This is a genomic window from Vibrio sp. T13N, from assembly GCF_032970445.1.
GTDB lineage: Bacteria > Pseudomonadota > Gammaproteobacteria > Enterobacterales > Vibrionaceae > Vibrio > Vibrio diabolicus.
Genome location: NZ_JAWJYE010000013.1, coordinates 33,154 through 60,107, shown reverse-complemented (window position 1 = coordinate 60,107; position 26,954 = coordinate 33,154). Strand labels below are relative to the sequence as shown.

Genomic DNA, 26,954 nt, shown 5'->3' with positions numbered 1-26,954 from the left:
GGAATAGATCATCCTCATCGACTCAAAACTTCCTCTACACGTCAGCACAAAAGTAACCACCATTTTAACCTTGTTTCGGTCGTCACCATGTTGTTGGATTTTTCTTCAACAAATTCAGTTAAAACTAACTCTTCAAACCAGTCAGATACTCTGTCTTGGTGGTTGCAGATCATACAAAAAATTAACAAATTAAATTTTTATACATTTTTATTGCATAAAAAGTCCAGTTGAGTAATATAAATACCAAGTGACAATTAATGCGGTATGTCAGCATGACTATTCAGGTAAGCGGAATCAATAAATCCTACGGTGAGACACAAGTGCTTCACGATGTCAGCTTTAAGTGTGAAAGCGGGGAAACACTGGTGTTACTTGGTCCAAGTGGCGCAGGTAAGAGCTCTCTACTGCGTGTTCTTAACCTTCTTGAAGGGGCGGATAACGGCAAGCTAAACATCGCAAATGATGTTTTTGATTTCTCTACTGAAATCAAAGAGAAACAAGGTTTAGCACTTCGTCGTAAAGTAGGCATGGTGTTCCAGCAGTACAACTTATGGCCGCATATGACAGTAATGGAGAACCTGATTGAGGCTCCGGTAAAAGTATCTGGCATGGATAAAGAAGAAGCGAAGAACCAAGCAATGCAAATTCTCGCAACACTGCATTTGGCAGACAAAGCGGATGCATGGCCGATGCAGCTTTCTGGTGGTCAGCAACAACGTGTGGCGATTGCTCGTGCATTGATGATGAAACCGGAAGTCTTGCTTTTTGATGAACCGACCGCAGCGCTTGATCCGGAAATTACTAACCAAGTCGTTAAGATTATTAAAGATTTAAGCGAAACTGGCATCACCCAAGTCGTAGTAACGCATGAGGTCGATTTTGCTAAAAAAATCGCTAGCCACGTACTGTATCTAGAAAAAGGACACATCGTCGAGCACGGCACAAATGATTCGTTTTCTAACCCGCAAACCGCCCAGTTTGCTGACTACCTAAATCACTAAATTACGTTTTTAAAGTTCAGTCTATTTAACAGATAAGCTCGGCTGTCATTGCGAGTGTCAGCCCACTAAGTACACACGGAGTATTGCAATGAAAAAGATTCTACTAGCTTCACTAATCGGCCTGTCTTCTGCAACTATGGCAGCAAACGCAGCAGCACAAGAAGAGATCAAATTCGCGATGGAAGCGACGTACGCACCATTCGAATACATGGATGAAAATAACCAAATCCAAGGTTTTGACGTGGATCTGGCGAACGCACTATGTAAAGAAATGGAAGCCAAATGTACCTTCCATAACCAATCTTTTGACAGCCTGATCCCTGCATTAAAATTCAAACGTTACGATGCGGCTATCTCTGCAATGGATATTACTGAGGCGCGTTTGGAGCAAGTGAATTTCACGAATGCATACTATGAAAACTCAGCAGCGTTTGTTTCTATCAAAGAAAAAGTTGCTGATCAAAAAGCACTAGAAGGTAAGCGCGTTGGTGTTCAAAACGGTTCAACACACCAAAGTTACCTGATTGAGCAAATGCCGGGCGTAACAGCGGTTCCTTACTCTAGCTACCAAGACGCATTCATCGATATGAAGAACGGTCGTATTGATTCTGTATTCGGCGATACAGCTGTCGTAGCTGAATGGTTCAAGAAAGAAGACAATCTAGCATACGTGGGCGAGCACGTAACCAACCCTAAATATTTCGGTAACGGTTTCGGTATCGCAGTAAACAAAGGTAACGATGAGCTAGTGAACAAGCTGAACACGGCACTGAAAACAGTGAAAGCGAACGGCGAATACGACGTAATCTACAACAAGTACTTCGGTAAGTAATATGGCACTAACGGGTTACTCTTTATCGCTTGTTCAAGCTAGTTGGATGACTGTCCAGCTAGCCTTCACAAGCCTTTTAGTCGGTTTGATTCTGGCATTGGTATTCGCCAGTGGTGAAATGTCTCGCCGCGTTTTCGTTAAATGGCCAATGACGGCATTTGTGACGATTGTGCGTGGCTTGCCAGAAATCCTTGTCGTGTTGTTCATCTATTTTGGTTCGACGCAGGTTCTGTTTTTAATCACCGGCGACTTTATTGAAGTTAGCCCGTTTTTGTCTGGCGTGGTGGCGTTGTCATTGATCTTCGCTTCCTACGCTTCTCAAACTCTACGTGGCGCATTGAAAGCCGTTGGAAGAGGGCAAAGAGAGGCAGCAAGTGCACTAGGCATCAGTCAGGCACATGCTTTCGTTCGCATTGTTTTGCCACAAGCAGTAAGACACGCGCTACCAGGTTTAACTAACCAATGGTTGGTTCTGTTGAAAGATACCGCGCTTGTATCACTGATTGGCGTAACGGATTTGTTGAAACAAGCGCAGCTAACGTCTGCTGCGACGCATGAAGCTTTTACATGGTACGCAACCGCTGCGGCGATTTACCTAGGCATCACTTTGATTACACAACGTGCCGTCAAACTGATTGATAAGAAGTTCTCAATTCAAGGCATGAGCATGGGACAGGAGGCAACCGCATGAACGAACAATACGTTTGGCAAATGCTGAATGGCTTGGGCACTAGCCTCCAATTGACCGCCGCTTCCTTGGTTGTGGGCTGCCTCTTAGCTCTGATGATGACGCTGACTCTGATCCTACGTACTCCGGGTTTGCATTGGGTAAGCCGTGGCATCATCACCTTGTTCACTGGTACGCCTTTATTGGTGCAGATCTTCTTGGTTTACTACGGTCCGGGTCAGTTTGATGCAGTGAGAGAAAGTGTTTTTTGGACATGGTTAAGCCAACCTTGGTTCTGTGCGATGTTAGCGTTAGCGCTTAATACCGCGGCGTACAGCACTCAGCTGTTTAAAGGCGCGTTTAACGCGATTCCTTCTGGTCAATGGCAAGCGTGTCGAGCTCTAGGGATGAACAAAACCGCAACGCTAAAAGTGCTGCTGCCATACGCTATTCGTCGTGCCGTTCCGGCTTATTCGAACGAAGTGATTTTGGTCTTCAAAGGCACGTCATTAGCGAGCACGATCACGATCATGGATCTGATGGGTTACGCGCAGCGCATTAACGCACAAACTTACGATACGTTGACGGTATTTGGTATTGCGGGCGCATTTTATTTAACGGTAAATGGTGTGCTAACTCTCATTTTCCGTCAGGTAGAGAAGAAAGCACTAGCCTTTGAAGCCGTTTAATTATTAGTAGCTAATTTGTAAATGCCTCTGTTCAAGCGTTGCCCTGAACAGAGGCATGTTTGTTTTAGTGTACTGCTACGCTGGAAAAATCATCAAGAATCACCAAACTTAAGTAAGGTAAACAATCACTGGTGATGATATGGAACGTCGACACTTCTTAGCTTTATGGTCGCTAATATTTGCGCCTTCGCTAAAATCCGCTAGCCCAATGAAGCCGACACCGCCTCAAACGGAAGGGCCATTTTATCCCGTGGTTCCAGTGCCACTTCGTCAAAGTTTGATTTTGCAGTCGAAAGGTCTGATTGGTGAGCCCATTTTTCTTCAGGGTAAGGTAATGGATACAGCAGGAAACCCATTGTCTGAAATGAAAATAGAAATATGGCAATGTGATGGACAAGGCATCTATGAACACCCGAATCAACCTAACAATAATAAGTTTGATCCTCACTTCGCAGGCTTTGGTGCAGTTTTAACTGACGAAGATGGGAATTACCTTTTTCAAACGTTATTTCCGGTTCCATATAGCTCTCGACCTCCCCACATCCACGTCAAACTATGGAGTGGAGAGAAAGAGCTGTTAACGACTCAGCTTTATTTGAAAGGGCGAACTGGTAACGAGTGGTGGGGCGGAAAAGCCCGTGATTATTTGCAGTTTGAGCCTGTCAACATTGATGGTCGAGTCGTCGGTGAGTTCAATTTTGTGCTCGCTTAATGCGATTAAGCATTATTTTGAAAACTAACCTCGTAGATTACCAAAGTAATTAGCAAACAGAAGCTTCTAACAGATTAGTCTTGTCCGGCTCTGACTCTTAGTTTGTAGAAATCACTGTACCCAGATTTACGGAGTTGAACACCGCTTACACCTTTCGCTCTGGTGATTTTTTCTTGCCCCCAGAACAATGGTAAGATTGTTGTATCAGCTCTGAGCTCCGAGAGTATTCCCTCCAAACGTTTTTCAGGCGTGGGATCAGAGACTGCATCGTGTACGTGATTAACGTGCTGCTCAAATTCATCAGAGTGAAGAGCAAATCGAATACCAGTACCTGTTAATAGCCACTCATAAATTCCATAGGTTAAAGGTGGCTCAATGACATCTTCGACAAAGAGCAAGTCGGCTTGTTCTTTTACAAGTTGAGGATTACTAGCGTCAGTTAGCTCCACAAATTCTACATGCAACCCAGTTTGACGGATTAAATCTACGATCCATTGGTTCGCTTTACTTAAATAATCAATCGTCCACTTTGGATGGGTTATGACCAACGTTCCCTCAAGCTGAGGAATATTCTCATTGTGAGAGCTATCATCGAGAATGTGCATTGTTTCCAAGCCATTCGCTTTGGCAAATTTAAATCTACGACTCTCGATAAAAGAAAATAGGCGCTGCCAAGTTTGCTCGCTTAGTGAGCACTCGGCGCGACGATTACGTGCTAGAAAAGAAAATGCCTGAATCATATAACATTCGGTATCGTCAGTTTCCTGATTATAACTGATGTATTGAGCCAGCTCAGTCCCTTGATGAGAGAGCGTGATTTGCTCCAATAATGCCTTTTTTGCGAAATAGTTATGATGTTTCTTCAGTACTATTTTGTCGGTATCCCAATGCCTAAGTACAAATGGGCCAGTACCTATTGTGATACTGCGACCTTTAAAGCTCTTCTGACGTCGAGTAGTGATAGACGCATTTGCGGTTGCTAAGCAGTAAATGAATAAGTTATTAGGCTGCTTTAAGTCAATACGTATAGCTTGTTTGGCATTATCGAAGCTGATACGAGTGACTTGCTGAAGTAATTTTTGGACGGGGCCATCTGTTGTAACGAGCTTATTTAAAGAGTGTACGACATCTTCTGCTTGTAATGTTAGCCCATCGTGACAGTAGATATCAGGGCGGAGCCAAATATATATACAACTGCCTTCATTTTTGTACTCACAAGCGAGGTGATTTTTTAATTGACCGTAGTGATCAACGGTAAATAGGGTGTCATACAAGCTGCGTATTACCTGCAGTTCTGAAAAGCGATAAGTCAGTGAAGGGGTTAGCTCATCTACCCAAGGATACTGGCTGACGATGAGTGTATTTGAATCTTTGTTTTCTTCTGAAACTTCTGCGAGTGCTTGGCTAAGTGCGCTTACAGCAGTGCTACGGTAATGCTCAAGTAACCTCGAGATGACGTCAAAGCTACCATTGTTGATTTCATTACGAATCGTAAAGTAGAGGGCTTGATGTATTGTTACCGTCACTTTTAGTGTGCTGGCTTTCCCACGGCCACGACCTGGCTCCCAATGGATCCAATTGTAGCTGTCAAGTATTCTCAGTATATTAGATATATTGCGTCTAGAAGTTGAAAAAACCAGTTCTAAATCGTCGAGGTTTACCTGATACGTTTGAGAGTGTTTGTAATGTTTTAATAACTGGCTCAATCTACGAAGACATGTTTCTGTCATGTTTTATTATGTTTCCTCAATAGATGATTGATTTATTAAAGCTATATAATAAATTGATTTCATATTGTGGTGAAGAAAGGTGATTGCTTAAACCCCTCAGTGTTATTGATTGGCTTATCTTCTTCCCATTTAAAAGTATTGGTGGTTTTCATTTTGACTCTAATATATTACTACTAATATAGAGCAAAGGCTCACTTTTTAATTTTTACTATAATATTAGTGAGTTATGATTAATGTTAGTGTTTGTTTTATTAGTTGTGTCTAATTAGTTAGGCGTAATGACATGAAAATACCCCCACTCATCTATGTAAATAAGCAGGGGTATAAGTTTATTTTACTTCTGGGAAGGTAGTGAATATCGTCCACTCATCTTTAACCATCCCTTGCTGGCCGACAACAGTGGCAGTAACGCGGCGGTTTAATGCGTGGCTGACACGATCCATACCCGGCTCTGCTAGCTGTGTGTCGCCAAAAGCAATAATTGCGAGGCGGTCACCCGGGATTCCCTTTTCTATCAATAGATTGCGTACATTCTCTGCACGATGGCGAGATAGGTTTAAATTATAGTCTGCGCGTCCTACCTTACTTGCGTATCCTTGTATCTCTATAGAAGTGGTTGGATACTTTTTAAGAAATGCAGCCAACTCATCTATCTTGTTTTTAAAAATTTGGTTAATAAGAGCAGAGTCATTATCAAACAAAATCTTAAGTTGGTATTGCTCTTCTTTATGCAAATAGGTTTCACAACCATCATTGTCCACTTCTGCCCCTATTGGAGTACCTGCGCAAATATCACGAGCGTTTATCACACCATCTTGGTCCAAGTCGTTTAGGTCAGCAATCTGATTCGCCTTTGGTATAGGAATGTACGCCAGCTCATCTTTTGCGTATGCACTATGATGACTCATTATGACCAAAGCCAGAGTGATTAGAAGATTCTTTTTCATTGTATTTAGTACTCCACCGATTGAGTCCACTCTTCCGGTATGTCGACGCGCAATGCGTCTAAAAGCTGCCCGGTTGAAGTCAGGGTTCGATATTGTGCGTATTGCTGCGCAAATTGCGTTTCTAAGTAGTTTTTGCGTGATTCAAACAACTCGTTTTCAGTGTTCAGCAGATCAAGTAGGGTGCGCTTTCCAATACGATATTGTTTTTGGTATGCAATAACGGTGTTTGACATGGAATCAACGTGTTGTATTAAAAAAGACTTTTGTTGTTTAGTCAGCTCAAGAGCGCTCCAAGAAAGGCGGAGCTCTTGCTCCACACTTCGGTATGCTCGCTCTCTGAGGTCTTTCGCTTTATTGAGTTGGTAGGCCATACTGTCACTGTTTGCAGAGTCTCGGCCACCGTTGTAAAGGTTGTATCGGACACGGAGCATTGCTTGTGTTTCAGAGTTGAGACCATTTACTCCTCCTACATCATCGTTCCAGCTTTGTTTCGCTTCAAATGAGATGACTGGGAAATAGTTTGCATCTGCTTGTTTATATTGGAACCTGGCAGAATCGACATCTGCGAGTGCTATTTTTATGACAGGATGATTGTCAAAAGCCTGCGATTGGGCCTCGTCTAGAGAATTGGGGATAAAGTTTTGGTCTGCGTGCGGAAAAATAAGGTTAGTTGGTGCTTCACCAACTAAGCGAAAGAATGCTGTTTGAGCGTCTTTATGGTTATTTTGTGCAGCTAAAACATTACTTTGAGCTTTTGCTAAACGAGCTTTAACCTGGTTAAGGTCGGCAACTGAGCCAATTCCTGACTCTGTACGCTTTTTAATATCAGTATAAATTCGCTTATGTGTGTTTAGGTTGCTAGTGGAAAGCGCAGTCAGCTTTTGTGTTTTTACTACATCCAAATAAGCTTTGATGACTTCTAACGCAACATTTTGGGCATCTGCAAGTAACTGATAACGCACAGACTCTGCATCTGCAGAGGTACGATCAATGTCATATAGGGTTTTTGAACCATCCCAGATCAACTGGGTAAGAGTAATTGCCATATCTTTGCGGGTCATCTCGGTATCACTCTTACCAGTAGAGTCGGAAGGGTGAATGCTCTCGTAACCGATACCCGCGTCAATATCGAGACTAGGTTTATATGCTCCACGTGATTTATCGATAATATAACGACTACTCATATACTCGTTAAACGCACTTTTGATATCAGGGTTCGTTGCAAATGTTGTCGCTATTGCTTGTTCTAAAGTTTGTGCGCTAGAAACCAGTGGTATTAGCAAACCAAAACACGCGATACTAATATTACTTAGCTTCACTAAAATCTCCCCAAATAATTTAACGCCAGTTATTTTTCAAAAATAAATATTAAAGATTACTAATGTTACCCAAGGCAAACGTTTCCCTTTGCTTGCTTTTTTGGAATGTAAGCTGCTATTTCAATGAAAATTTAATGACAAGTTTAAAGAATATTAAAAATAGGTCGCATAACATATGTTTTTACGGTGCAAAATAAAACAAATTTAAAACATGAAAATTATTGATAGGATAATTGCGTGTTTTAGGTGGGTTAATTGATGCTAGCTTACGCCCAATTGTGTATATCGCTTCTTGAAAATAAGTCTTATTACTTTCTTAGTTTTATGGACTTTGAGATTTTTGTATTTACTAAATGAGGTATAAGCTCTTGGTTGGACCATCAAAATTAACCGCACAAACCTATGTTGTAATCGGCCTAGATGGTCAAATTAAAGCTTTTGCGTCTAAAGAAAACTTGTTACCGGGAGAAGTGGTCGTTGAATTAGTAGAGGGGAAGATCCAACCTCAGCATGTATATATTGCTGACACAGAAGGTGAAGCTCAAACTGATTCTACCGACAAGCTTGCGAAAATATTAGAGGCCATCGAAAAAGGACAAGACCCGAGTCAACTAGGTGATGAATATGCTACTGAAGCTGGTGAAATTACGGGTTCAAGTTTGACGGCCTCTGGTACTGTTGAACGAACGGGGGCAGAAGTACTAGCAAGTACTTTTTTTGAAACCGCCGGCGTGACGACAGAGCAAAGTACAACGCTATTTAATATTTCTCGATTCACAACCTCAGAGCTTGGTGAAACTGAAGCGTTGATTGATGGTGAAGATAGAGGTGCCGTTCAAGAAGACGTGACGCTTGGAACTTCTGGCAACCTCAGTGTTACTGATCCAAATACAGGTGAAGCGTTATTCCAATCACAGAGTGAGGTTCAAGATAGTTATTGGGGCGTCTTCTCAATTGATGCTTTCGGTAACTGGAATTATCAGCTGAATAATGAGCACGAAGAAGTGCAGGCTTTGGATCATGACAGTGACCCAATCATCAGAAGTATTACCGTTTTATCTGTAGATGGCACTGAGCATGAAGTTGTGATCTCTATTACGGGCACTGAAGATGCGCCAGTCGTGACGGGCACGTTCACGGGCAAGGTGACTGAAGGCAATCTCAGTGATGTCGCGACCGCAACAGGCACCATTGCTATTTCTGATGTTGATAATGGCGACGATCCGATTTTTGCAAACACCACCGTTACGGGCACCTACGGTGAGTTGGTATTGGTGGATGGTCAGTGGACGTATACGCTGGACCAAAGCCAGGTTCAACAGCTGGACGAAGGTGATCAGGTAAAAGACACCATCACCCTGACGGCAACCGATGGCACCCAACAAAACATCGTGATTGATATTACGGGCACCGAAGACACGCCCGTTGTGACGGGCACGTTTACGGGGTCGGTGACCGAAGGCAATCTCGGTGATGTCGCGACCACAACAGGTACCATTACTATTTCTGATGTTGATAATGGCGATGAGCCAGTGTTCAGCAACACTACCGTTACGGGTACTTACGGTGAGCTGGTATTGGTGGATGGAAAGTGGAAGTATACGCTGGATCAAAGCCAGGTTCAGCAGCTGGACGAGGGTGAACAGGTGCAAGACACCATTACTCTCACAGCGACCGATGGCACCCAACAAAAGATCGTGATTGATATTACGGGCACCGAAGACACGCCAGTCGTGACGGGTACGTTCACCGGCAAGGTGATCGAAGGCAATCTCGGTGATGTTGCGACCGCAACCGGCACCATTACTATCTCTGATGTTGATAATGGTGATGAGCCAGTGTTCAGCAACACTACCGTTACGGGCACCTATGGTGAGCTAGCATTGGTGGATGGAAAGTGGACGTATACGTTGAACCAAAGTCTGGTTCAAGAGTTAGATGAGGGTGAGCAGGTGCAAGACACCATCACTCTCACTGCAACCGATGGTACCCAACAAAACATCGTGATTGATATTACGGGCACCGAAGACGCGCCTATTGTTGACGGTGCGTTCACCGGCAAGGTGACTGAAGGTAATCTCGGTGATGTTGCGACCGCAACCGGCACCATTACTATCTCTGATGTTGATAATGGCGACGATCCGATTTTTGCAAACACCACCGTTACGGGCACCTATGGTGAGCTGGTATTGGTGGATGGGAAGTGGACGTATACGCTGGACCAAAGCCAGGTTCAACAGCTGGACGAGGGTGAGCAGGTGCAAGACACCATCACCCTGACGGCGACCGATGGCACCCAACAAAACATCGTGATTGATATTACGGGCACCGAAGACGCGCCTATTGTTGACGGTACGTTTACTGGCAAGGTGAGCGAAGGCAATCTCGGTGATGTCGCGACCGCAGCAGGTACCATTACTATCTCTGATGTTGATAACGGCGACGATCCGATTTTTGCAAACACCACCGTTAAGGGCACCTATGGTGAGCTAGCATTGGTGGACGGGAAGTGGACGTATACGCTGGACCAAAGCCAGGTTCAACAGCTGGACGAGGGTGATCAGGTGCAAGACATCATCACTCTCACGGCGACCGATGGCACCCAACAAAACATCGTGATTGATATTACGGGCACCGAAGACGCGCCAGTCGTGACGGGCACGTTCACCGGTAAGGTGACTGAAGGCAATCTCGGTGATGTCGCGACCGCAACAGGCACCATCACCATCTCTGATGTTGATAATGGCGATGAGCCAGTGTTCAGCAACACTACCGTTACGGGCACCTACGGTGAGCTGGTATTGGTGGATGGGCAATGGACGTATACGCTGGACCAAAGCCAGGTTCAACAGCTGGACGAGGGTGATCAGGTGCAAGACACCATCACCCTGACGGCAACCGATGGCACCCAACAAAACATCGTGATTGATATTACGGGCACCGAAGACACGCCTATTGTTGACGGTACGTTCACAGGCAAGGTGACCGAAGGCAATCTCGGTGATGTCGCGACCGCAACAGGCACCATCACCATCTCTGATGTTGATAACGGCGATGAGCCAGTGTTTAGCAACACTACAGCGACGGGCACCTACGGTGAGCTGGTATTGGTGGATGGGCAATGGACGTATACGCTGGACCAAAGCCTGGTTCAACAGTTGGACGAGGGTGACCAGGTGCAAGACATCATCACTCTCACGGCGACCGATGGCACCCAACAAAAGATCGTGATTGATATTACGGGCACTAATGATGCTCCTGAATTTGTTAGTGGGAGTAATGACAACTTTGGTCTGGATGCTCAAGGTAAAACCGACATCGATAGTTACCAGTTTAGCGTTGATGAAAACAGTCAATCGGGTGTAATTGGAAAAGTAAATGCATTCGATGTCGATCAGGACAGTCAGATAACGTATCACTTAAACGGTCATAGCGAACTGTTTGAAATCAACAGTCTTACTGGTGAGATCAGTGTCAAAAATGGTGCAAATCTGGACCATGAATCTATCGATAACTACCAGCTAGAAGTGGAAGCTCGTGACCAGTTTGGCGGTAAAGACACCGCTCAGGTCGAAGTGTTGGTTCGTGATATTAATGAAGCCCCTATTGCTGAAGATGATAAGGGCATTGAAAAAACAACCAAGACACTTGACCAGAGCAACTGGGATGACAGTGCTGATATCACAGTCGATTACTATGTGATTGATACTCGATCTGGAAACAAGGTTTCTGATGCATCGAAAGCTGATTATATTGGTGACGGTGACCACAAATATGGCGTTAGTTCTGCGCTAGACAGCGGCTCAGACCGGGTTCAAGACGGTCAGATTCGATATGATGATGCAACTGGACAAAGTGAAGCAATGCGCTTCTCCTTCGCTAATGGTCAGGTTGCCGATCATGCTGAAGTTGAAGTGAAAAACCTATGGACAGACACTTCGAACGGTAGCTGGGAGCCTGGTATTGAGCGCGGTGTTTGGAAGGCTTACTACAAAGGTGACTTGGTTGCGACAGGTGTGTTTGAAGGTACCCGTGGTGGTAATCAAGTAGTCAACATCAATGCAGATGGGCGTTTCTTCGATAGTATTGAAATGTCTACTACCAGCTATAAAGACGGTGTCATTGATCCTAAAGGCTCAGAGTACTTTATTACTCAGGTATCAGCGGACCTGACGACCTTTGATGAAGCTTACCAGACCAACGGCTCAGGCACTTTAGAGCTGGATGTTCTAGCGAATGACAGCGACCCGGATGGTGACGCTCTGACTATTATCGACTATCCATCAGAAAGCTTCCTTAGTCTGCAAGATGGTAAATTGGTCTTTGATGCGGCCAAGTACCTAGAGTCACTGCCAGCTGATCAACAAACCCTGAAAACGGGTGAAGTGAAAGATTATACTTTCGAATACACCATCCGTGATGACGACGGCCTGACTGATAAAGCAGAAGTTACCGTTAGTGTGATGGGTGAGCCTATGTCGCTCAGTGATGCACACGCAGCATTGGATGAATCTCAAGTTGGCACGGATACTGGCGTACATGCTGAAGGCAACTTTATCGCAAACCTCGGGTCTGCAACGGAGGCTGAATATCACTTCAACGCCGAGCAAAACCTAGGTGGTTTCACCAGCGATGGTAAAGAGGTCGTGTTTGAAGTGAGTGCAGATCAGAGCACTCTAACTGGTTATACTGGAACAGGTGCCGACCGCATTAAAGTGGTTCAAGCCAACATAGATAGCAAAACGGGTCATTTCACAGTTGATCAACATATGCCTCTTGATCATGCGGAGCAGGGGGCGGACATGCTGGATATCCGCGCTAGCGTCGAGGTGGATGCCGGAGGTCAGTCTGAGAGTGCCACCTTGCATCTGAATGTGACGGATTCATTACCGTCATCGTCTTCAGCTCACTACGAAATAAATGATGTTGATTCACAAAGTAATAGTGTTGTGATTGCACTTGATGCGTCAGAATCAATGCTCGACTGGGTAACAGATGCAGACGGACAATATGTTACTCGCTGGCAACTTGCTCAAGACTCCATTAAGTCAATGTTTGAGCAATACCAAGATTTGGGTCCAGTAAGTTTTAGAATTGCAACTTACAGCGGACAACCATCTGGCCAGATTTCTGAGTGGCTAGATTCTGCCGAGGCCATTGATTCCTTTATCTCTGGTATACATCCATATGCATCGACGCCATATAACCAGGCCGTTGACCAAATAAATGAAATACTTAGTGATCCAGAAGATGATGCATTGCTTAGTAATACCGATACCCAGCTTTACTTTATCTCAGATGGTCGACCTTCCGATTTTACCTATTGGACAAATCAAACGAACGTGGGAGAAATTCAAACCCGTGAAAACTTGATTAAGTGGTCAACATCAGATGATTTTGAAAGTGAACAGCGTTATCAGGACATAGTGAATGGTCGGGTTCAGCCTACTTCTGAAGAAGAGGGCATCATTCTGCAAAATGCGATGGAAAATGGCATCAGCAGTAGCGGTCAGGATGTTGAAAATATCTGGTCTGTCGGTATCGGTAATGGTGCGTCTCTGGAACACCTGGAGTCGATCGCGACAGATAAAGGCAGTGCTATTGTCGTTGTAGATGATTCTCAGATTGGGGATTTGCTTAGCAAAACGGTCTCAGGCCAGTTGCAAGGTAACCTTCTGGATGGCATTGGCGGTGATGCTCAGTGGGTAGATCACATCACTATCGATGGCGAGATATATTACTACAACAAAATAAACGGTGATGTCACTACCAGCGATGGCACGAAAATATCGGATCATTCTCTGGCGCAAATTGATACCAACCACGGCAAGCTGACCATTAACTTTGAAAATGGTCACTACGACTATCAAGCGAGCAATGTTGTAGGTCATCAACAAGAGAAGCTTGACGTTACGGTTATCGATGCTGACGGTGATACTACAAATAGTGAAGTTACCATTGATATCCGAGATCGCGCACCAGAATTCATCAGTGTCGGTGATACAGACCAAACCCATGGCACCGATGCCAACGGTATGCCAACAGAAGATACAGCAAGCTTTGACGTCGCTGAGCAAGAAGTTGGGGTATTAGTCGGCCAGGTGGAAGCGTTTGATCCGGATGGCAGTGACACCATAAAGTATGAATTGAGTGGTGGTGATGCTGATCTATTCCGTGTTGACTCTAATAGTGGTGAGATTTGGCTGAAAGATGGTGTAAAACTGGATCACTCGACTCAGCAAACGTATCAGTTGGAAGTGTCTGCAAGCGATGGTGTGGATACCGATACAACTCAGGTTATCCTGAATGTCACTGAGAACCATGCCCCAACCTCATCTCCAGTTCAGGGCTTTGCTCAGATTGAAGACTTACCGATCAATAAAGTGACGGTAGTGTTCGACCACTCGAACAGCATGACCCGTACCTTTGACGGTGAAAATACCGTGGGTCGTGATGCAACCGCACCGAAAACTGAATCGAGAGCTTACAAAGCAGCAGCAGCGTTACATTCCATGGTTGAAAACATGATTGCCGATGGAGGAGAATCAAATACCTATATCCGCCTGGTACGTTTCGACGGAGATACATCCACACATAGCTGGCTGACCTTGAGTGAAGTTGAGTTGATGACACGCCCACCAGAGATGAATGGCCGTGATCCAAACGATTTAAGTTTCCAAAATGAAGTTTCAGAATATGTGCGCAACTGGTGTGACGTAGAATACGGTACCAATACGGATTACGATAAAGCTTTAGAGGCTGTAATGGAGCCTGGTGAGGCAAGTAATGCCGTTTACCCTTGGCAGGATGGTTGGGATTATTTCGGTCCAGAAAAACCGTCTGAGAGTAAGGACACCATATTCTTTATCTCAGATGGCGAACCCAACCCTAGCGAGGGCGCTGTTACTTCTCCTGATCTAGCCGAGCGCTGGGAGGATTACAAACAGACTCATGACGCCAAAGTATATGGGATTGGTATTGCTCTCTCTGATAATGTCAAAGCAGCAGAGGCTCTAGATGAGCTTAGCGACAAAGTGGTGTTTATCGACTCAGGTGAAGACTTGGGGCAGTACCTAAACCAGTTCTCTCCCGATCCAATTGCCGGTGAGTTACTGGCGGGAAGCCAGGACGCTGATGGTGATAGCATGACCGTTTCTTTGGCAGAAGGCGATTTCACTCTGTTGGGTGCAGATCTGCACGGTGTAAGCGTAAATCAGCCGTTAGTTTCTTCATCCAGTGAAGTAGATGGTCAGCTTCATATCCAGACAGCGTTCGGCACCTTGGAAGTGTCATCCAATGGCAGTTATAGCTTTACTCAAAGCGATGAGCTTACTCTACAGGGTGACCAGCAGGCGGATATGCATTTCTTGTTTAAAGTGTCTGATGGTAAAGGTGGCATAAGTGAAAACGTCTTTACACTTACATTGAACGATTCTGGCACCGATATTGCCCAAACTGAGCGCCATGCGTCGGTGGGAGATGAGTTTGCGAATAGTATCACTGGTGGCGAAAGCATTGATATTTTGCTAGGACAAGCAGGTGAAGATACGTTGAGTGGTGGCGCAGGCGATGACATTCTGGTTGGTGGGCTTGGAAACGATATCCTGACGGGAGGTCTAGGCAGTGACATCTTGACAGGTGGAGAGGGTATTGACACCTTCACCTTTACTCAAGAATCACTGGACATGACGTCATCAAGAGATGTGATTAAAGACTTTAGGCTGGATGAAGACAAGTTGGATTTGAGTGACATTCTTGAGTTTGTCGGTGACGACACAACGGATATGGATAACTTGTTGGAACACGTAAGCGCAGACTACGATAGTGCCCAAGATACTCTGAATTTGACGATTACTGGAGAAGGCAGCAACACAATATCAGTGGCATTAGAGAACTTTGATTTATCAGGGTTGGAGCTAGGGTCGTCAGCGACATCTCATGAAATTGTTGATCAGCTGTTCCATCACCAAGTTTTTAACGTGGATTAGTATTACCTGAAGATAAAGTTATTTTAGTAAACAGCACCTGATTGAATCATCAGGTGCTGTTTTTCTTTTCTGCTGTTGTTAGTTACCGACTTTTTGCCTAACCACTTCAAAAATTGGCAGTAGTAAATGCACTGCTTCGCACTTTAAGTGGTTCTTTGGTTACATGTTTTGATAGCTTGGTCCGCCACCACCTTCTGGCGCTTTCCATGTGATGTTTTGTGAAGGATCTTTGATGTCACAGGTTTTGCAATGCACGCAGTTGGCGGCATTTATCTGAAACTTCAACTTACTCTCAACTTCCACCACTTCGTAAACCCCAGCGGGGCAATAGCGCTGGCTCGGCTCGTCATACATACCCAAATTCACATCAATTGGAATGTGAGGATAAGTCAGAACAAGGTGGCAAGGTTGGTTCTCTTCGTGCTGTGTTCCCGATAAAAATACCGACGAAGGCTTATCAAAACTGATTTCACCATCTGGTTTTGGGTATGTAATTGGTTGGCACTCTTGTTTAGGTTTTAACTGTTCGTGATCGTACGAATAGTCCTTGACAGTCCAAGGTAACGGCTTCTTAACCAGTGGTTGCCATAGGTTATGCTCAAAGGTCGAAAGTGCACCGCCCAGTATGCTGCCAAACTTGTGGATGTTCGCACCAAAGTTACGTGTTTCGGCGAGCTCGTCATACAACCATGATGATTCAAACAATGACTGGTAGTCTGGCTCAGAAGCCCCAGTTTGTCGGGCCGTATGTACCGCTTCTGCTGCAATGATTCCGGACTTCATGGCGGTGTGGCTGCCTTTAATTTTAGCGACATTCAAAGTGCCTGCATCACAACCAATCAATAAACCGCCGGGGAATTGCTGTTTCGGTAGAGAAGAAAGTCCACCTTTTGCAATGGCTCTTGCACCATATGCGATACGTTGGGCACCTTTTAGGTGTTGCTCGATAGCTGGATGATGCTTAAAGCGTTGAAACTCGTCAAACGGGCTTAAGTAAGGGTTGCTGTAGTTTAAATCTACGATCAAACCGACCGCGATTTGGTTGTTCTCCATGTGATATAGAAAACCGCCGCCAGTGGTATTTGTCTCGCTCAAAGGCCAGCCAGCGGAGTGGATAACACTGCCGGATACATCCTTGCTGTCAGAGGGTAATTCCCATATCTCTTTTAAGCCAAGCGCGTAGTGCTGAGGTTGCTTGCCTGCGTCTAGGTCGAACCTTTGAATAAGTTCTTTACCCAGATGTCCGCGACAACCTTCAGCAAAAAGGGTGTATTTTGCCTTTAGCTCGATACCTGGCTCAAAGTTAGGTTTGGCTTGGCCGTTCTTATCTAGTCCCATATCGCTCGTATTAATGCCTGTCACGGCGCCAGTCTGATCATAATTGATGCTTGCAGCGGCAAAGCCAGGAAAAACTTCCACCCCAAGATTTTCTGCTTGGTTAGCGAGCCAACGGCAAAGGTTGGCAAGGCTAATTACATAATTATTTTCGCCATTTATCATTGGATGCGGTGTAAGGAAGTGAGGAACGCGAATATGGTTTTGCTCAGTAGTAAGATAAAGGAAATGGTCTTGCTGAACTGAGGCTGATAGCGGGGCGTCCATTTCTTTCCAATCGGGGAAAAGCTCATTCAAGGCACTAGTTTCAAAAACAGCGCCAGATAAAATATGTGCGCCCACTTCTGAGCCTTTTTCTACAACGCAAATTGAAAGTGCGTCACCTTCACTATCTTGGTTGAGTTGAGCTAGACGACAAGCGGCACTTAAGCCCGCAGGTCCGGCTCCCACGATCACGACATCAAACTCCATACATTCTCGTTCCATCTATCTGCTTCCTTTCTATTATCGTCATCTGCGTGACAGGTTTTTGGTTTCTATACAGAAAACTATAGCTCAGTTGACGTTAACGTAAAGTGAACTAAGCTCAAGTAATGGATCTGACGTGTTATACGAGGCATGACCATGGACGACCGACCATTAGCAACACTTGTCATTGCGGAACATGACAACCAGTCGTTGGCTGTAGGGACGCTGTGTGCAATTAAAGCGGCATTTGATATCAAGGATGATGCTAAATCGCTTCCTATTTCTGTATTGCTTATTGGTTATCAGTGCCAATCGGTTTTGGATGAGTTGAAGTGCGTTAAGGGCGTTGCAGAAATTATCTGGGTTGACGCGAAGGAATACGAGCATGGGTTAGCGGAAAATATCGCTCCTTTGATCTCACAAGTAGCCAAAAACTACTCACACATTCTTTCTCCTGCCAGTACGTTTGGTAAGAATGTGATGCCTCGCGTGGCGGCGTTGCTCGATGTAGGGCAACTTTCGGACGTGATGACCATCGAGTCTATCGATACGGTGATTCGTCCCATTTATGCCGGGAATGCATTGGCGAGAGTCGCGTCGAATGATCCCTTTAAAGTGATGACCATACGAAGTACGGCTTTTGATGCCCTAGATCTGTCAGACACACCAGTTGTCCCTAAGGTTACTCAAGTCGATACAGTGATTATCAACAAACTTAGTGAGTTTATTTCGCAGCAAACGCCAGAAAGTGAGCGACCAGAATTGCCAGCGGCTAGAGTGGTGGTATCGGGTGGTCGTGCATTCGGGAGTAAAGAGAAGTTTGCTTTAGTCGAACAATTGGCTGATAAGCTAGGTGGAGCGGTAGGAGCGTCCCGAGCGGCGGTTGATGCGGGGTATGTGTCTAATGACCATCAAGTCGGGCAAACTGGTAAAATTGTTGCACCTGAATTATACATTGCTGTCGGAATTTCTGGTGCTATTCAACATTTAGCGGGAATGAAAGACTCAAAGGTGATTGTCGCAATTAACAGCGATCCCGATGCGCCTATTTTTGACATCGCTGACTATGGGTTGGTCGGCGATTTATTTGAGGTGATGCCGGAGTTGCTAGAGAAGCTGTAGATATAATCTGTTCTCTCAAACAAAAGGCTTCCGAACTGGAAGCCTTTATCATTTGGTTTTTACCAGTTACTTTTCGCTCGGGCGTTGCAGGTGTTCTGCAAGCACTTTAGTAAACCTTGCTGCTTCACCACCAGTACAAGCGCGATGATCAAACGTTACTGATAGCGGCATTGCTTTCACCGAAATTGCTTGACCATTTCTTATCACCACTCGGTCGAGTATTCGACCAGCACCAACAATAGCGACTTGCGGAGGTGTGACGACAGGTGTCGCGTAAATGCCAGCAATCGCCCCGAAGTTGGAAAGCGTAATCGTCGCGTGCTGTAATTGCTCTCGACCGATTTTTCTCTCTCTGATCCCTTCAACAGTTTGATCGAGCCAACGACGAACATCTTGTGGCTCGTATTCATCTGCGTGGCGCAATACGGGTACGTACAAGCCATGACGGCTATCTACAGCAATACCAAGGTTAACCGTATTGTGCACGCAACGCGTCATGGTTTCTGCATCAAACCAAGCATTTAAAGCGGGCTCTTCCTGACATGCATGAACAATCGCTTGAACCAGGCGGATACTGATGTCTTCGTTCGGCAGCCAGTCTTCCAGCAACGCTTCTTCTGTAATGGTCACGGCAGCAACGTGCTCGTGTGACTCAGTCATCGAGGACACCATGGTACGTCGAGCGCCTTTCAATACTTCTGTGCCCGGACGCTGTTTCCCGGCTTCGTCGTAAATGTCGGCATCAACGATAAGACCGTTTGGACCACTGCCTGACACGAGATTAAGATCTACCCCAAGTTTTTGTGCCAATAGACGAGCCGACGGTAGAGCAGTAACTAGATTACTCTCAGTCGTGTTGTGATTGCCTCCAATCCAGAAGTCATCGACGTTAACGTGATGCGCTTGATGAGAAACGTTGCCGACAACGGTCGCGGCGTCAGCGGTCTCTTTTTTCTCTACTGTTGCCCCCCGCTCTGCGCCAGTTTCGTCAATTTCGAGTAGCAATGCGCCAATATTGACGATATCACCTTCTTCCCCATGGCGGCTGACTACACGGCCCGAGTAGGGGGCGGGAACGTCGACCGTCGCTTTTGCTGTCTCGACAGTTAAGATCACTTGATCCAACTTAACCATGTCACCGACATTAACGTGCCATTTTACAATTTCTGATTCAGCGAGGCCTTCGCCGAGATCGGGTAAGTTAAACGTCTTCATTTCCAATCCTCCACGAGTTCGCGCGCTGCGGTCACAATGTCTTCTTCCTGAACCATGAAATAATCTTCGTTACGGTAATAAGGCATAATGGTGTCCATTCCAGTTACTCGTTTAGGTGGGGCTTTTAGTAAGCACATGGCGTGTTCGGCTGTTCGAGCTAAAAGCTCAGAGCCCACACCACAAGTTTTACTCGCTTCATGAACAACGAGTAAACGTCCGGTTTTTTCTAGTGAGCTGAAAATCGTTGCGGTATCAATTGGCTTAATGCTCGCCAAATCAATCACCTCGACTTCAATCCCTTGACTAGATAAGGTCTGTGCGGCTTGAAGTGACTCTACGACGCATGCGCCCCAAGTAACAAGCGTGATATCGCGCCCCTTACGTAAGGTGAAGCAGGTGTCGAGTGGAAGTGCTTCGCCATTATCAACGACTTCAGATTTTACGGTTCGATAAATGCGTTTCGGTTCGAAGAACATGACGGGATCATTACTTCGAATCGCGGCGAGAAGCAGGCCGTATGCGCGTTGAGGTGAAGAAGGAATCACTACTTTAAAGCCAGCAGTGTGCGCAAATAGCGCCTCTACACTTTCTGAGTGGTGCTCTGGAGCGTGAATACCGCCACCAAATGGCGCACGAAAAACCGCAGGGCAAGTGAGGCGACCGCGAGTTCGGTTACGCATGCGTGCCGCGTGGCACATTAAGTGCTCCATTGCCGGAAAAACAAAACCTTGAAATTGAAATTCGGCGACAGGTCGTAATCCTTGCGTTGCCATGCCGACCGCAACACCGCCGATTAACGCTTCAGCGAGTGGCGTATCGATCACTCGTTTGAGACCAAACTCTTGTTTGAGCCCTACGGTGGCACGGAATACGCCACCATTATCACCTACGTCCTCACCTAACACGACAACATTTTGGTCTTGTTGCATTTCGTGGTGCAGAGCGAGGTTTACTGCTTCAACTAACGTTAGCTCAGCCATGTTTGCCTCCCTGCATTCGCATTGCTTTGTTGATGAGTTCATCTCTTTGAGCGTGAAGCTCTTGGGGAAGCGATTCATACAAATAATCGAACCCAGTTTCTGGTGCTTGTGACGGTAAGCTGAGGTAGCGTTCAACTGCCAGTTCCACTTGTTCCTTGCAGTATTCTAGCCATTGTTGCTCTTGTTCATCGCTCCAAGCACCTTGATTAAGGAGATACGTTTTAAGACGTGCTATAGGTTCGTATTGCCATGCGGTTTGAACATCGTCCTCTTTACGATAACGAGTCGCATCATCGGCAGTAGTGTGGTCACTTAATCGGTAACTGACCGCTTCGATGAGTGTTGCGCCTTTCCCTTTTCTCGCTCTCTCAAGTGCGGTCTTGGTTGCATCATAAACGGCGACGACATCGTTACCATCTACCGTAATGCCCGGTATACCAGCGCCTTGCGCTTTTTCTGATAAGAAATCGGCAGCACATTGAAGGCTACGCGGCACTGAAATTGCCCACTGGTTGTTATTCACGACGAAAACAAGTGGAATATTCCAAGCACCCGCACAGTTTATTGACTCTAGAAAATCCCCTTTGGATGTACCGCCATCGCCACACATGACTAGCGCAGCTTCATGGTTACCTTGAATTTTCAATGCGGAAGCCACCCCGACAGCGTGCGTACATTGCGTCGCAATGGGGACACAGAATGGAAGATCTCGGCTAGGAACTGGGCTGTCCTCTGGAGCAAAATCACTACCGCGCTCATCACCGCCCCAGTATTGAAGATTCTTCTCCATGCCAATACCACGACACCACATTGCAGGCATATCGCGATAATAAGGGACAAATACATCATCGGCTTTCAGCGCTCTGCCGACCGCAATGCCGATGGCTTCAGCACCTAGGTGCGAAGGGTAGGTCCCTAACTTGCCGGTGCGTTGCAACGCAACGGCTTTGTTGTCGTAAGTGCGAGTTAATACCATGTCTCGGTAAAACCCGACCAAAGTTTCAGTGTCAGCCCAGTTGGGTAGTTGGCCGACTAGGTCCCCATGATGGTCGATAAACCGATGCATGGGTAATGCCTGAACGTTCATCTCAAGCTCCTTTTGACGCTGCGTGTCTTTTGGACTGCAGCTGTTCATATCAAACCAGAGTTTGTATGGGTACTCAAACTCTGATATCAGCGCAAAGGCCATACCTAAGGTTGCTTGTGTTTTCTATAGCTGTAGGCATCTGTACGTCCTTTAAACTATTTTTTGATAACACCGCTGCGGCTATTTCATCGCAAGACACAGAGAAACATTTTTTCTGCATCTAACCCTCTAACTAAATCGTGGTATAGCCAGATACAATAAGTGTAAACAAATTGTTAAATTGTGCTTCATTTTGACTTTTGACCAGTAGTAAAGTTTTGCTTACACCCTGATTTTGTAGAGTAATATGCTGATTTTTAATTGCTGGCATTTTTAAACTCGAATTTAATTGCTATTGAATGAAACATATTTGCAACAAAATTTGGCTGTAAAATTTGACAAAGTGAGTCATTATTAATGAATCAACTCAAGTAGTTGTTATGTGTTGTATTGAGATTTTTTGTTGTGCCCGAAACTCCGGCCTTATGAGAATACATAACTTCTTCCCAACAGAGTGGAATCAGGGTAGGGTGACGGCATTACAAATGTATACCCTCGGCGGTCCTTGAGCTTATCAACAGTAGATGGCGCTCAAGTCGAAGTGATTATGGAGAAATTATGTATCACGCTCATGTTTATTTTCCTTTAAGAGAACAAGATAAAGCGCAAGCCTTGAACGAGATCATCCGTCAAGAGCGTCAAGATGTGCTGCGTGTGTTTCCTTTGGTTGGAAGATTGGTTGGCCCACATAAAATGCCGATGTTTGAAATTCACCTAGAGTCATTGAGTGAAGAGTTTTTGGCTTGGCTCGATACGATTCGAGGTGATTTTTCTGTGCTTATCCATCCTGTGAGTGAAGAAGAGTTGCTCGATCATACGGAACGCGCTATTTGGCTGGGTAGAGAGATTGGTGTATTTGAAGAGAAGCTAGAGAAATAGCTGTTCCTCCCGCATGTATGACCGCTTTGAATGCTTCTCCCCTCATCGCGGTCACCGTAGCAAGTTAGCGTCTTCATGTTCGTTAATAAGTTGCGGTTTCCTTTTCTCCATTCTGCATCCCCTGTTTTTGTGTGCTAAACCTACAAGTAGGCTTTTGGGCTTAAGCATCAAGTGAGAACATGTTTCTGTTTAGCATGTCGTTAAATAAGTTTTGGCAGCAATAAAATAATAAGTTCAGATAAATGAAATAGGTATAGCAGGGAAGTGCAGTTTACGACCCCAACGCCATTGGCAGTGGAGCCGATAATTTCTGAGGGGGAAGGGTATGTTTTCGATACTCTTGGTCATACTTTCACTGTATATATTTTGGTTGTTGTTTCGCAACGGACCTGCATTCGCCGAACGCGTCGCTCATCAAAAACGTAACTGGGTTGGACCGACCGCCAACAAAGAAGAATGGCGAGGATATTGTACGGATGTATTTCAGCCGTTCAGTTCTCAAACGACTTTTTACGCCATCGCTTATTTTGCGAATTACATTGCAGCAGCAAACGCGATATCTTGGTCAACAGTATATGAAGGGGATTACCCGATCATCATAAGCCGATTTGGTAGCTACTTTATTTTAAATACTCACGATTCACTAGTGGTTGCTGGGTTTATTGCGCTTGCTTTCTTTATCATCAATTGGCAGCTTGCCATGCATTGTTCTGGTATTCTTAGTCAGTATCTAGTGCGGATTCTTATTATCAATCGAACGCGCTTCGTTGCGATTAGCTTAGTGTTTTGCAGTTACTTTGCGTATCTCTTGACTGTTGGTATTTTCTGGTTGTTCCATGACGGTTATTCGATCTGGCACGGGTTAACGCTTACTCCTGTATTCTTATTATTAGCGTTATTGGTTGCGGTTGTTTTGCCATCTATGAAAAAAGAGAGCAATAAACCTTAGATAGACTTGCCACGTTAAATTACACACGATTTTAGGATAGTAATTCCTATGCCATTAAGTTAGCATTGCCGGCTTTTTAACGGTCTACAGACCCTTATTAGTGGGAGGAACTATGTTTATCGGCTTTGACTATGGCACTGCAAACTGTTCAGTGGCGAAAATGGAATCGGGTGAGCCAGTAATGCTTAACCTAGAAGGGAGCAGTCCATTTATTCCTTCCACCCTTGCTGCACCGACTCGTGAATCGGTATCCGAGCACTTATTTCGCCATCGAGATATTAAACCATTAGATCAAGTTGGTGAGCAGGTTTTACGCCGGGCAATCAATTTAAACAGAGAAGAAAGTATTGATCTCGAATCTGACGACATTGCATTTGGTCAGGCGGCGCTTAATCTCTATTTGGAAGATCCTCGTGATATCTATTACGTAAAGTCGCCGAAGTCTTTTCTTGGCGCTTCTGGCTTGCGTGACGTGCAATTGGCTTTCTTCGAAGATCTTGTCTGCGCGATGATGGACAATATTAAGTCGCAAGCCGAAAACGATGCGCAGCAAAGTATTACCGATGCTGTTATCGGCCGACCAATTAACTTCCATGGGCGTGGCGGTGAAACGGCTAACATTCAGGCTGAACGCATTTTGTTGCGGGCAGCGAAACGTGCGGGCTTCCAAAATGTGGAGTTTCAGTTTGAGCCTGTCGCGGCGGGCCTAGAGTATGAAGCGACACTCAGCGAAGACAAAACCATTCTAGTGGTCGATATTGGCGGTGGTACAACGGACTGCTCGTTGATTCAAATGGGGCCGTCTTGGCGTGGCAAAGCGGATAGGACCGCAAGCTTGTTAGCTCATAGTGGCCAGCGCGTCGGCGGGAATGATCTTGATATCGCGTTAGCATTTAAGCAGCTCATGTTCCCGTTTGGCATGGAAAGCAAAATGGAGTCAGGTATTGTGATGCCGACCACCCAATTCTGGAACCCGATAGCAATCAACAATGTAGAAGCGCAGAGTGATTTCTATTCGCGAGAGAACCTATCCGCGTTGAAGTTGCTTCAAAAGCAGGCTCAAGAGCCAGAAAAGCTTGCTCGTTTGCTAGAGGTGTATCATGAGTCTTTAGGCTATAACATTGTTCGCCGTGCCGAAGAAGCGAAAGTGGCGCTTTCAGAACAAGCATCTTACCGAACTGGCATCAACTTACTGTCAGAACTGATTGAAGTCGATGTGCAACGAGACGAAATGATCGAAGCGATTCAGTCGCCGAAGAATAAAATGACGGCGTTGGTGACAGAAGCGGTAGAGCAAGCTGGGGTGAAACCCGATGCTATCTTTATGACTGGTGGTTCGGCACGCTCGCCAATTTTGCGCGATGCGGTGCAAACCGTACTGCCAAATATTCCGGTCGTCAGTGGAAATTATTTTGGCTCGGTAACTGCTGGCCTAGCTCGTTGGGCTGAGGTCTGTTTCAAGTAGAAAGAAAACTAATTGCGCTATGGGCATTGTTACCAAATTTATGGCTTCGCTTAGGCTTATCAAATGATGGTTGGAAGACTTCGCTGAGAGATTGAGTTTCATGCGAGTAGGGAACCTTGTTAGGGTTCTTAAATCTTTCAATGTCATTCTGAACAATGAGGGACGAGCGTGATTCAGATCTATTGTCCGAGCATGCTGTTATGTATATGACTTCGTCTCGCTAAGCGCAACTCGCTGCCATTATTCTGAAGAATCGGGTTATGATCTATCGGAATAATGATTTTTACTAAGCTGAAATAAAAATGCCCGCTAAATCAGCGGGCATTTTTGTTTACGTCATTAATGGTGCATGTGTTTTTCCATGTGACCTTGTTTTTCAACCGCCATTTCTACTTCCACTTTACCCGCGTTTTTGAATGTTAACGTCATAGGGAAGCGGTCACCTTCTTTGAGCGCTTGTGTTGGATTGAAAATCATTAAATGGAAGCTGCCTGGCTTAAACAACACTGAGTCATTGGCGGGAACGCGCACTTCGTCAATCTTAATCATTTTCATCACACCATCTTCTTTCTTATGCGTGTGAATTTCGACATGTCCTGCGATTGGGCTTTCTGCTGCGATCAATGCATCTTCACTGTTACCGTGGTTGGTTAATTGAAAAAAACCACCGATAACAGGTGCGTTTGGTGGCGCTTCGCGGCTCCATGGATGATCGATATGAATTTTCCCTGCTTCATAATCGTGCGCTAAACTCAGCGGGCTAGCGATGACAGCAATAAGCGCGATAGCGGCGGTTTTAAATGATTTAAGCATGTGTTTTTCCTTTTGAATGAATGGCTTCTCTGAATGGACAACAAACAGAGTCATCGTTATTTTTGAATAAAGTTGTTAATGATTAGATGCCTGTTAGGCAGGAAAAACACTCGGCGGAGAGTGCTTAGGCGCGATGTGTTTGTAAACGAGCCTATCGCATTTTGAAAATCGGTAAGGCGTCAGGGCGTTCTTGACTCGGCGCAGCCAATGGATGGTAGTCAGGTATAGCCCAATCGCAACCAAAAGAAAGAATTGAACCGCTTGAAGAAGCGGACACTCAAACTGAAAGCCTTCATGTAAATTAAGATCTTGAATGAGCGTAGAAGAAGGTTGAGCGTTAGCTTCAATCAGCGTATTGATATCCACCCATTTGAAACCATCTGCGGTACACAGTAAGACCTTTTCACTTTGAACTTTGTTAAGCCAGGTTGTGCTGTGAACTTGTGTTGGGTTAAGAGTCGCTGTGGACGCTAAATACAACTGAAACAACACCGCGATAATAACCGCAATAGCGTGCAAGCGATGGTGTTTATGCTGTATTAGAGTGTTTTCCATACAATTGAGTGCTTATCTTCTTCGGCGCGGGATACTAACAAATTAACCAAACAATGTAATTATCAGTTTACTAAAAGGTGATGCAAGTGTGCATTATTTGTT

19 protein-coding genes are annotated in these 26,954 nt (G+C 45.3%); 10 read left to right on the top strand and 9 right to left on the bottom strand.

Annotation, left to right across the window (positions count from 1 at the left end):
- The first annotated feature begins 272 nt into the window (after window positions 1–272).
- The 5 genes from artP (at window position 273) to R2S67_RS18650 (ending at window position 3,901) form a co-directional block, all read left to right on the top strand.
- Window positions 273–1,001, top strand: a complete 729-nt coding sequence (artP, locus tag R2S67_RS18670; RefSeq protein ID WP_104970792.1) for an arginine ABC transporter ATP-binding protein ArtP — start codon at window positions 273–275, stop codon at window positions 999–1,001.
- 88 nt (window positions 1,002–1,089) lie between these two features.
- Window positions 1,090–1,833 carry an arginine ABC transporter substrate-binding protein gene (locus R2S67_RS18665; protein ID WP_005390934.1) on the top strand — a complete coding sequence of 248 codons (744 nt, stop codon included), beginning with the start codon at window positions 1,090–1,092 and terminating at the stop codon, window positions 1,831–1,833.
- A gap of 1 nt (window position 1,834) precedes the next feature.
- Window positions 1,835–2,524 (top strand): arginine ABC transporter permease ArtQ, encoded by a 690-nt coding sequence (artQ, locus tag R2S67_RS18660; RefSeq protein WP_317346595.1) that lies wholly within the window; start codon window positions 1,835–1,837, stop codon window positions 2,522–2,524.
- Window positions 2,521–3,189, top strand: coding sequence for an arginine ABC transporter permease ArtM (artM, locus tag R2S67_RS18655; RefSeq protein WP_134645775.1), 669 nt, complete (start codon window positions 2,521–2,523; stop codon window positions 3,187–3,189). Before artQ ends, artM begins: the two co-directional genes overlap by 4 nt.
- Before the next feature lie 139 nt (window positions 3,190–3,328).
- Window positions 3,329–3,901, top strand: a complete 573-nt coding sequence (locus R2S67_RS18650) for a protocatechuate 3,4-dioxygenase (protein WP_317346593.1) — start codon at window positions 3,329–3,331, stop codon at window positions 3,899–3,901.
- A 74-nt stretch (window positions 3,902–3,975) separates the two neighbouring features.
- On the opposite strand, the gene R2S67_RS18645 is transcribed toward R2S67_RS18650, so the two are convergent.
- The 3 genes from R2S67_RS18645 to R2S67_RS18635 form a co-directional block, all read right to left on the bottom strand.
- Window positions 3,976–5,631, bottom strand: coding sequence for an ABC transporter substrate-binding protein (locus R2S67_RS18645; RefSeq protein ID WP_164665705.1), 1,656 nt, complete (start codon window positions 5,629–5,631; stop codon window positions 3,976–3,978).
- 329 nt (window positions 5,632–5,960) lie between these two features.
- Window positions 5,961–6,578, bottom strand: a complete 618-nt coding sequence (locus tag R2S67_RS18640; protein WP_317346592.1) for an OmpA family protein — start codon at window positions 6,576–6,578, stop codon at window positions 5,961–5,963.
- A gap of 5 nt (window positions 6,579–6,583) precedes the next feature.
- Window positions 6,584–7,897 (bottom strand): TolC family outer membrane protein, encoded by a 1,314-nt coding sequence (locus R2S67_RS18635; RefSeq protein ID WP_048625183.1) that lies wholly within the window; start codon window positions 7,895–7,897, stop codon window positions 6,584–6,586.
- Between the two features lie 368 nt (window positions 7,898–8,265).
- Here R2S67_RS18635 and R2S67_RS18630 point away from each other — a divergent pair, with 368 nt between their 5' ends.
- Entirely contained in the window at window positions 8,266–15,885 is a 7,620-nt protein-coding gene (locus R2S67_RS18630; protein WP_317346589.1) for a VCBS domain-containing protein, read from the top strand.
- Window positions 15,886–16,044: 159 nt separating this feature from the next.
- Here the strand turns inward: R2S67_RS18630 and R2S67_RS18625 are convergent, their stop codons facing one another.
- Window positions 16,045–17,706 carry an electron transfer flavoprotein-ubiquinone oxidoreductase gene (locus R2S67_RS18625; protein WP_317346588.1) on the bottom strand — a complete coding sequence of 554 codons (1,662 nt, stop codon included), beginning with the start codon at window positions 17,704–17,706 and terminating at the stop codon, window positions 16,045–16,047.
- 138 nt (window positions 17,707–17,844) lie between these two features.
- Here R2S67_RS18625 and R2S67_RS18620 point away from each other — a divergent pair, with 138 nt between their 5' ends.
- The gene (locus tag R2S67_RS18620) at window positions 17,845–18,810 is read left to right on the top strand and encodes an electron transfer flavoprotein subunit alpha/FixB family protein (protein WP_048625137.1); all 966 of its coding nucleotides are present in this window, start codon (window positions 17,845–17,847) and stop codon (window positions 18,808–18,810) included.
- Between the two features lie 66 nt (window positions 18,811–18,876).
- Here the strand turns inward: R2S67_RS18620 and R2S67_RS18615 are convergent, their stop codons facing one another.
- Genes R2S67_RS18615 through pdhA form a run of 3 tightly spaced genes read right to left on the bottom strand, consistent with a single transcriptional unit; the run spans window position 18,877 to window position 22,092 of the window.
- Window positions 18,877–20,025, bottom strand: a complete 1,149-nt coding sequence (locus tag R2S67_RS18615) for a dihydrolipoamide acetyltransferase family protein (RefSeq protein WP_047009272.1) — start codon at window positions 20,023–20,025, stop codon at window positions 18,877–18,879.
- The gene (locus R2S67_RS18610) at window positions 20,022–21,005 is read right to left on the bottom strand and encodes an alpha-ketoacid dehydrogenase subunit beta (protein ID WP_005395620.1); all 984 of its coding nucleotides are present in this window, start codon (window positions 21,003–21,005) and stop codon (window positions 20,022–20,024) included. Before R2S67_RS18610 ends, R2S67_RS18615 begins: the two co-directional genes overlap by 4 nt.
- Window positions 20,998–22,092: a pyruvate dehydrogenase (acetyl-transferring) E1 component subunit alpha gene (gene pdhA / locus R2S67_RS18605; RefSeq protein WP_317346586.1), complete on the bottom strand. Its 1,095-nt coding sequence runs from the start codon at window positions 22,090–22,092 to the stop codon at window positions 20,998–21,000. Before pdhA ends, R2S67_RS18610 begins: the two co-directional genes overlap by 8 nt.
- A 657-nt stretch (window positions 22,093–22,749) precedes the next feature.
- On the opposite strand from pdhA, the gene R2S67_RS18600 reads away from it, so the two are divergent.
- From R2S67_RS18600 to yegD, 3 genes are all read left to right on the top strand, one after another.
- Window positions 22,750–23,070: a DOPA 4,5-dioxygenase family protein gene (locus R2S67_RS18600; protein ID WP_005375836.1), complete on the top strand. Its 321-nt coding sequence runs from the start codon at window positions 22,750–22,752 to the stop codon at window positions 23,068–23,070.
- A 325-nt stretch (window positions 23,071–23,395) separates the two neighbouring features.
- Window positions 23,396–24,019, top strand: a complete 624-nt coding sequence (locus tag R2S67_RS18595; RefSeq protein WP_005395624.1) for a hypothetical protein — start codon at window positions 23,396–23,398, stop codon at window positions 24,017–24,019.
- Between the two features lie 112 nt (window positions 24,020–24,131).
- Window positions 24,132–25,484 (top strand): molecular chaperone, encoded by a 1,353-nt coding sequence (yegD, locus tag R2S67_RS18590; protein WP_006742470.1) that lies wholly within the window; start codon window positions 24,132–24,134, stop codon window positions 25,482–25,484.
- A gap of 339 nt (window positions 25,485–25,823) precedes the next feature.
- On the opposite strand, the gene R2S67_RS18585 is transcribed toward yegD, so the two are convergent.
- Window positions 25,824–26,297 carry a copper chaperone PCu(A)C gene (locus R2S67_RS18585; RefSeq protein ID WP_114322961.1) on the bottom strand — a complete coding sequence of 158 codons (474 nt, stop codon included), beginning with the start codon at window positions 26,295–26,297 and terminating at the stop codon, window positions 25,824–25,826.
- A gap of 93 nt (window positions 26,298–26,390) precedes the next feature.
- On the bottom strand, window positions 26,391–26,852 hold the full coding sequence (locus R2S67_RS18580) for a hypothetical protein (RefSeq protein WP_065646681.1): 462 nt from the start codon (window positions 26,850–26,852) through the stop codon (window positions 26,391–26,393).
- Window positions 26,853–26,954: the final 102 nt, after the last annotated feature.

Excerpts from the sequence above, each read along its gene's own strand:
- artP (WP_104970792.1), top strand. The coding sequence starts at position 273 with ATGACTATTCAGGTAAGCGGAATCAATAAATCCTACGGTGAGACACAA.
- R2S67_RS18665 (WP_005390934.1), top strand. The coding sequence starts at position 1,090 with ATGAAAAAGATTCTACTAGCTTCACTAATCGGCCTGTCTTCTGCAACT.
- artQ (WP_317346595.1), top strand. The coding sequence starts at position 1,835 with ATGGCACTAACGGGTTACTCTTTATCGCTTGTTCAAGCTAGTTGGATG.
- artM (WP_134645775.1), top strand. The coding sequence starts at position 2,521 with ATGAACGAACAATACGTTTGGCAAATGCTGAATGGCTTGGGCACTAGC.
- R2S67_RS18650 (WP_317346593.1), top strand. The coding sequence starts at position 3,329 with ATGGAACGTCGACACTTCTTAGCTTTATGGTCGCTAATATTTGCGCCT.
- R2S67_RS18645 (WP_164665705.1), bottom strand. The coding sequence starts at position 5,631 with ATGACAGAAACATGTCTTCGTAGATTGAGCCAGTTATTAAAACATTAC.
- R2S67_RS18640 (WP_317346592.1), bottom strand. The coding sequence starts at position 6,578 with ATGAAAAAGAATCTTCTAATCACTCTGGCTTTGGTCATAATGAGTCAT.
- R2S67_RS18625 (WP_317346588.1), bottom strand. The coding sequence starts at position 17,706 with ATGGAACGAGAATGTATGGAGTTTGATGTCGTGATCGTGGGAGCCGGA.
- R2S67_RS18620 (WP_048625137.1), top strand. The coding sequence starts at position 17,845 with ATGGACGACCGACCATTAGCAACACTTGTCATTGCGGAACATGACAAC.
- R2S67_RS18615 (WP_047009272.1), bottom strand. The coding sequence starts at position 20,025 with ATGAAGACGTTTAACTTACCCGATCTCGGCGAAGGCCTCGCTGAATCA.
- R2S67_RS18610 (WP_005395620.1), bottom strand. The coding sequence starts at position 21,005 with ATGGCTGAGCTAACGTTAGTTGAAGCAGTAAACCTCGCTCTGCACCAC.
- pdhA (WP_317346586.1), bottom strand. The coding sequence starts at position 22,092 with ATGAACGTTCAGGCATTACCCATGCATCGGTTTATCGACCATCATGGG.
- R2S67_RS18600 (WP_005375836.1), top strand. The coding sequence starts at position 22,750 with ATGTATCACGCTCATGTTTATTTTCCTTTAAGAGAACAAGATAAAGCG.
- R2S67_RS18595 (WP_005395624.1), top strand. The coding sequence starts at position 23,396 with ATGTTTTCGATACTCTTGGTCATACTTTCACTGTATATATTTTGGTTG.
- yegD (WP_006742470.1), top strand. The coding sequence starts at position 24,132 with ATGTTTATCGGCTTTGACTATGGCACTGCAAACTGTTCAGTGGCGAAA.
- R2S67_RS18585 (WP_114322961.1), bottom strand. The coding sequence starts at position 26,297 with ATGCTTAAATCATTTAAAACCGCCGCTATCGCGCTTATTGCTGTCATC.
- R2S67_RS18580 (WP_065646681.1), bottom strand. The coding sequence starts at position 26,852 with ATGGAAAACACTCTAATACAGCATAAACACCATCGCTTGCACGCTATT.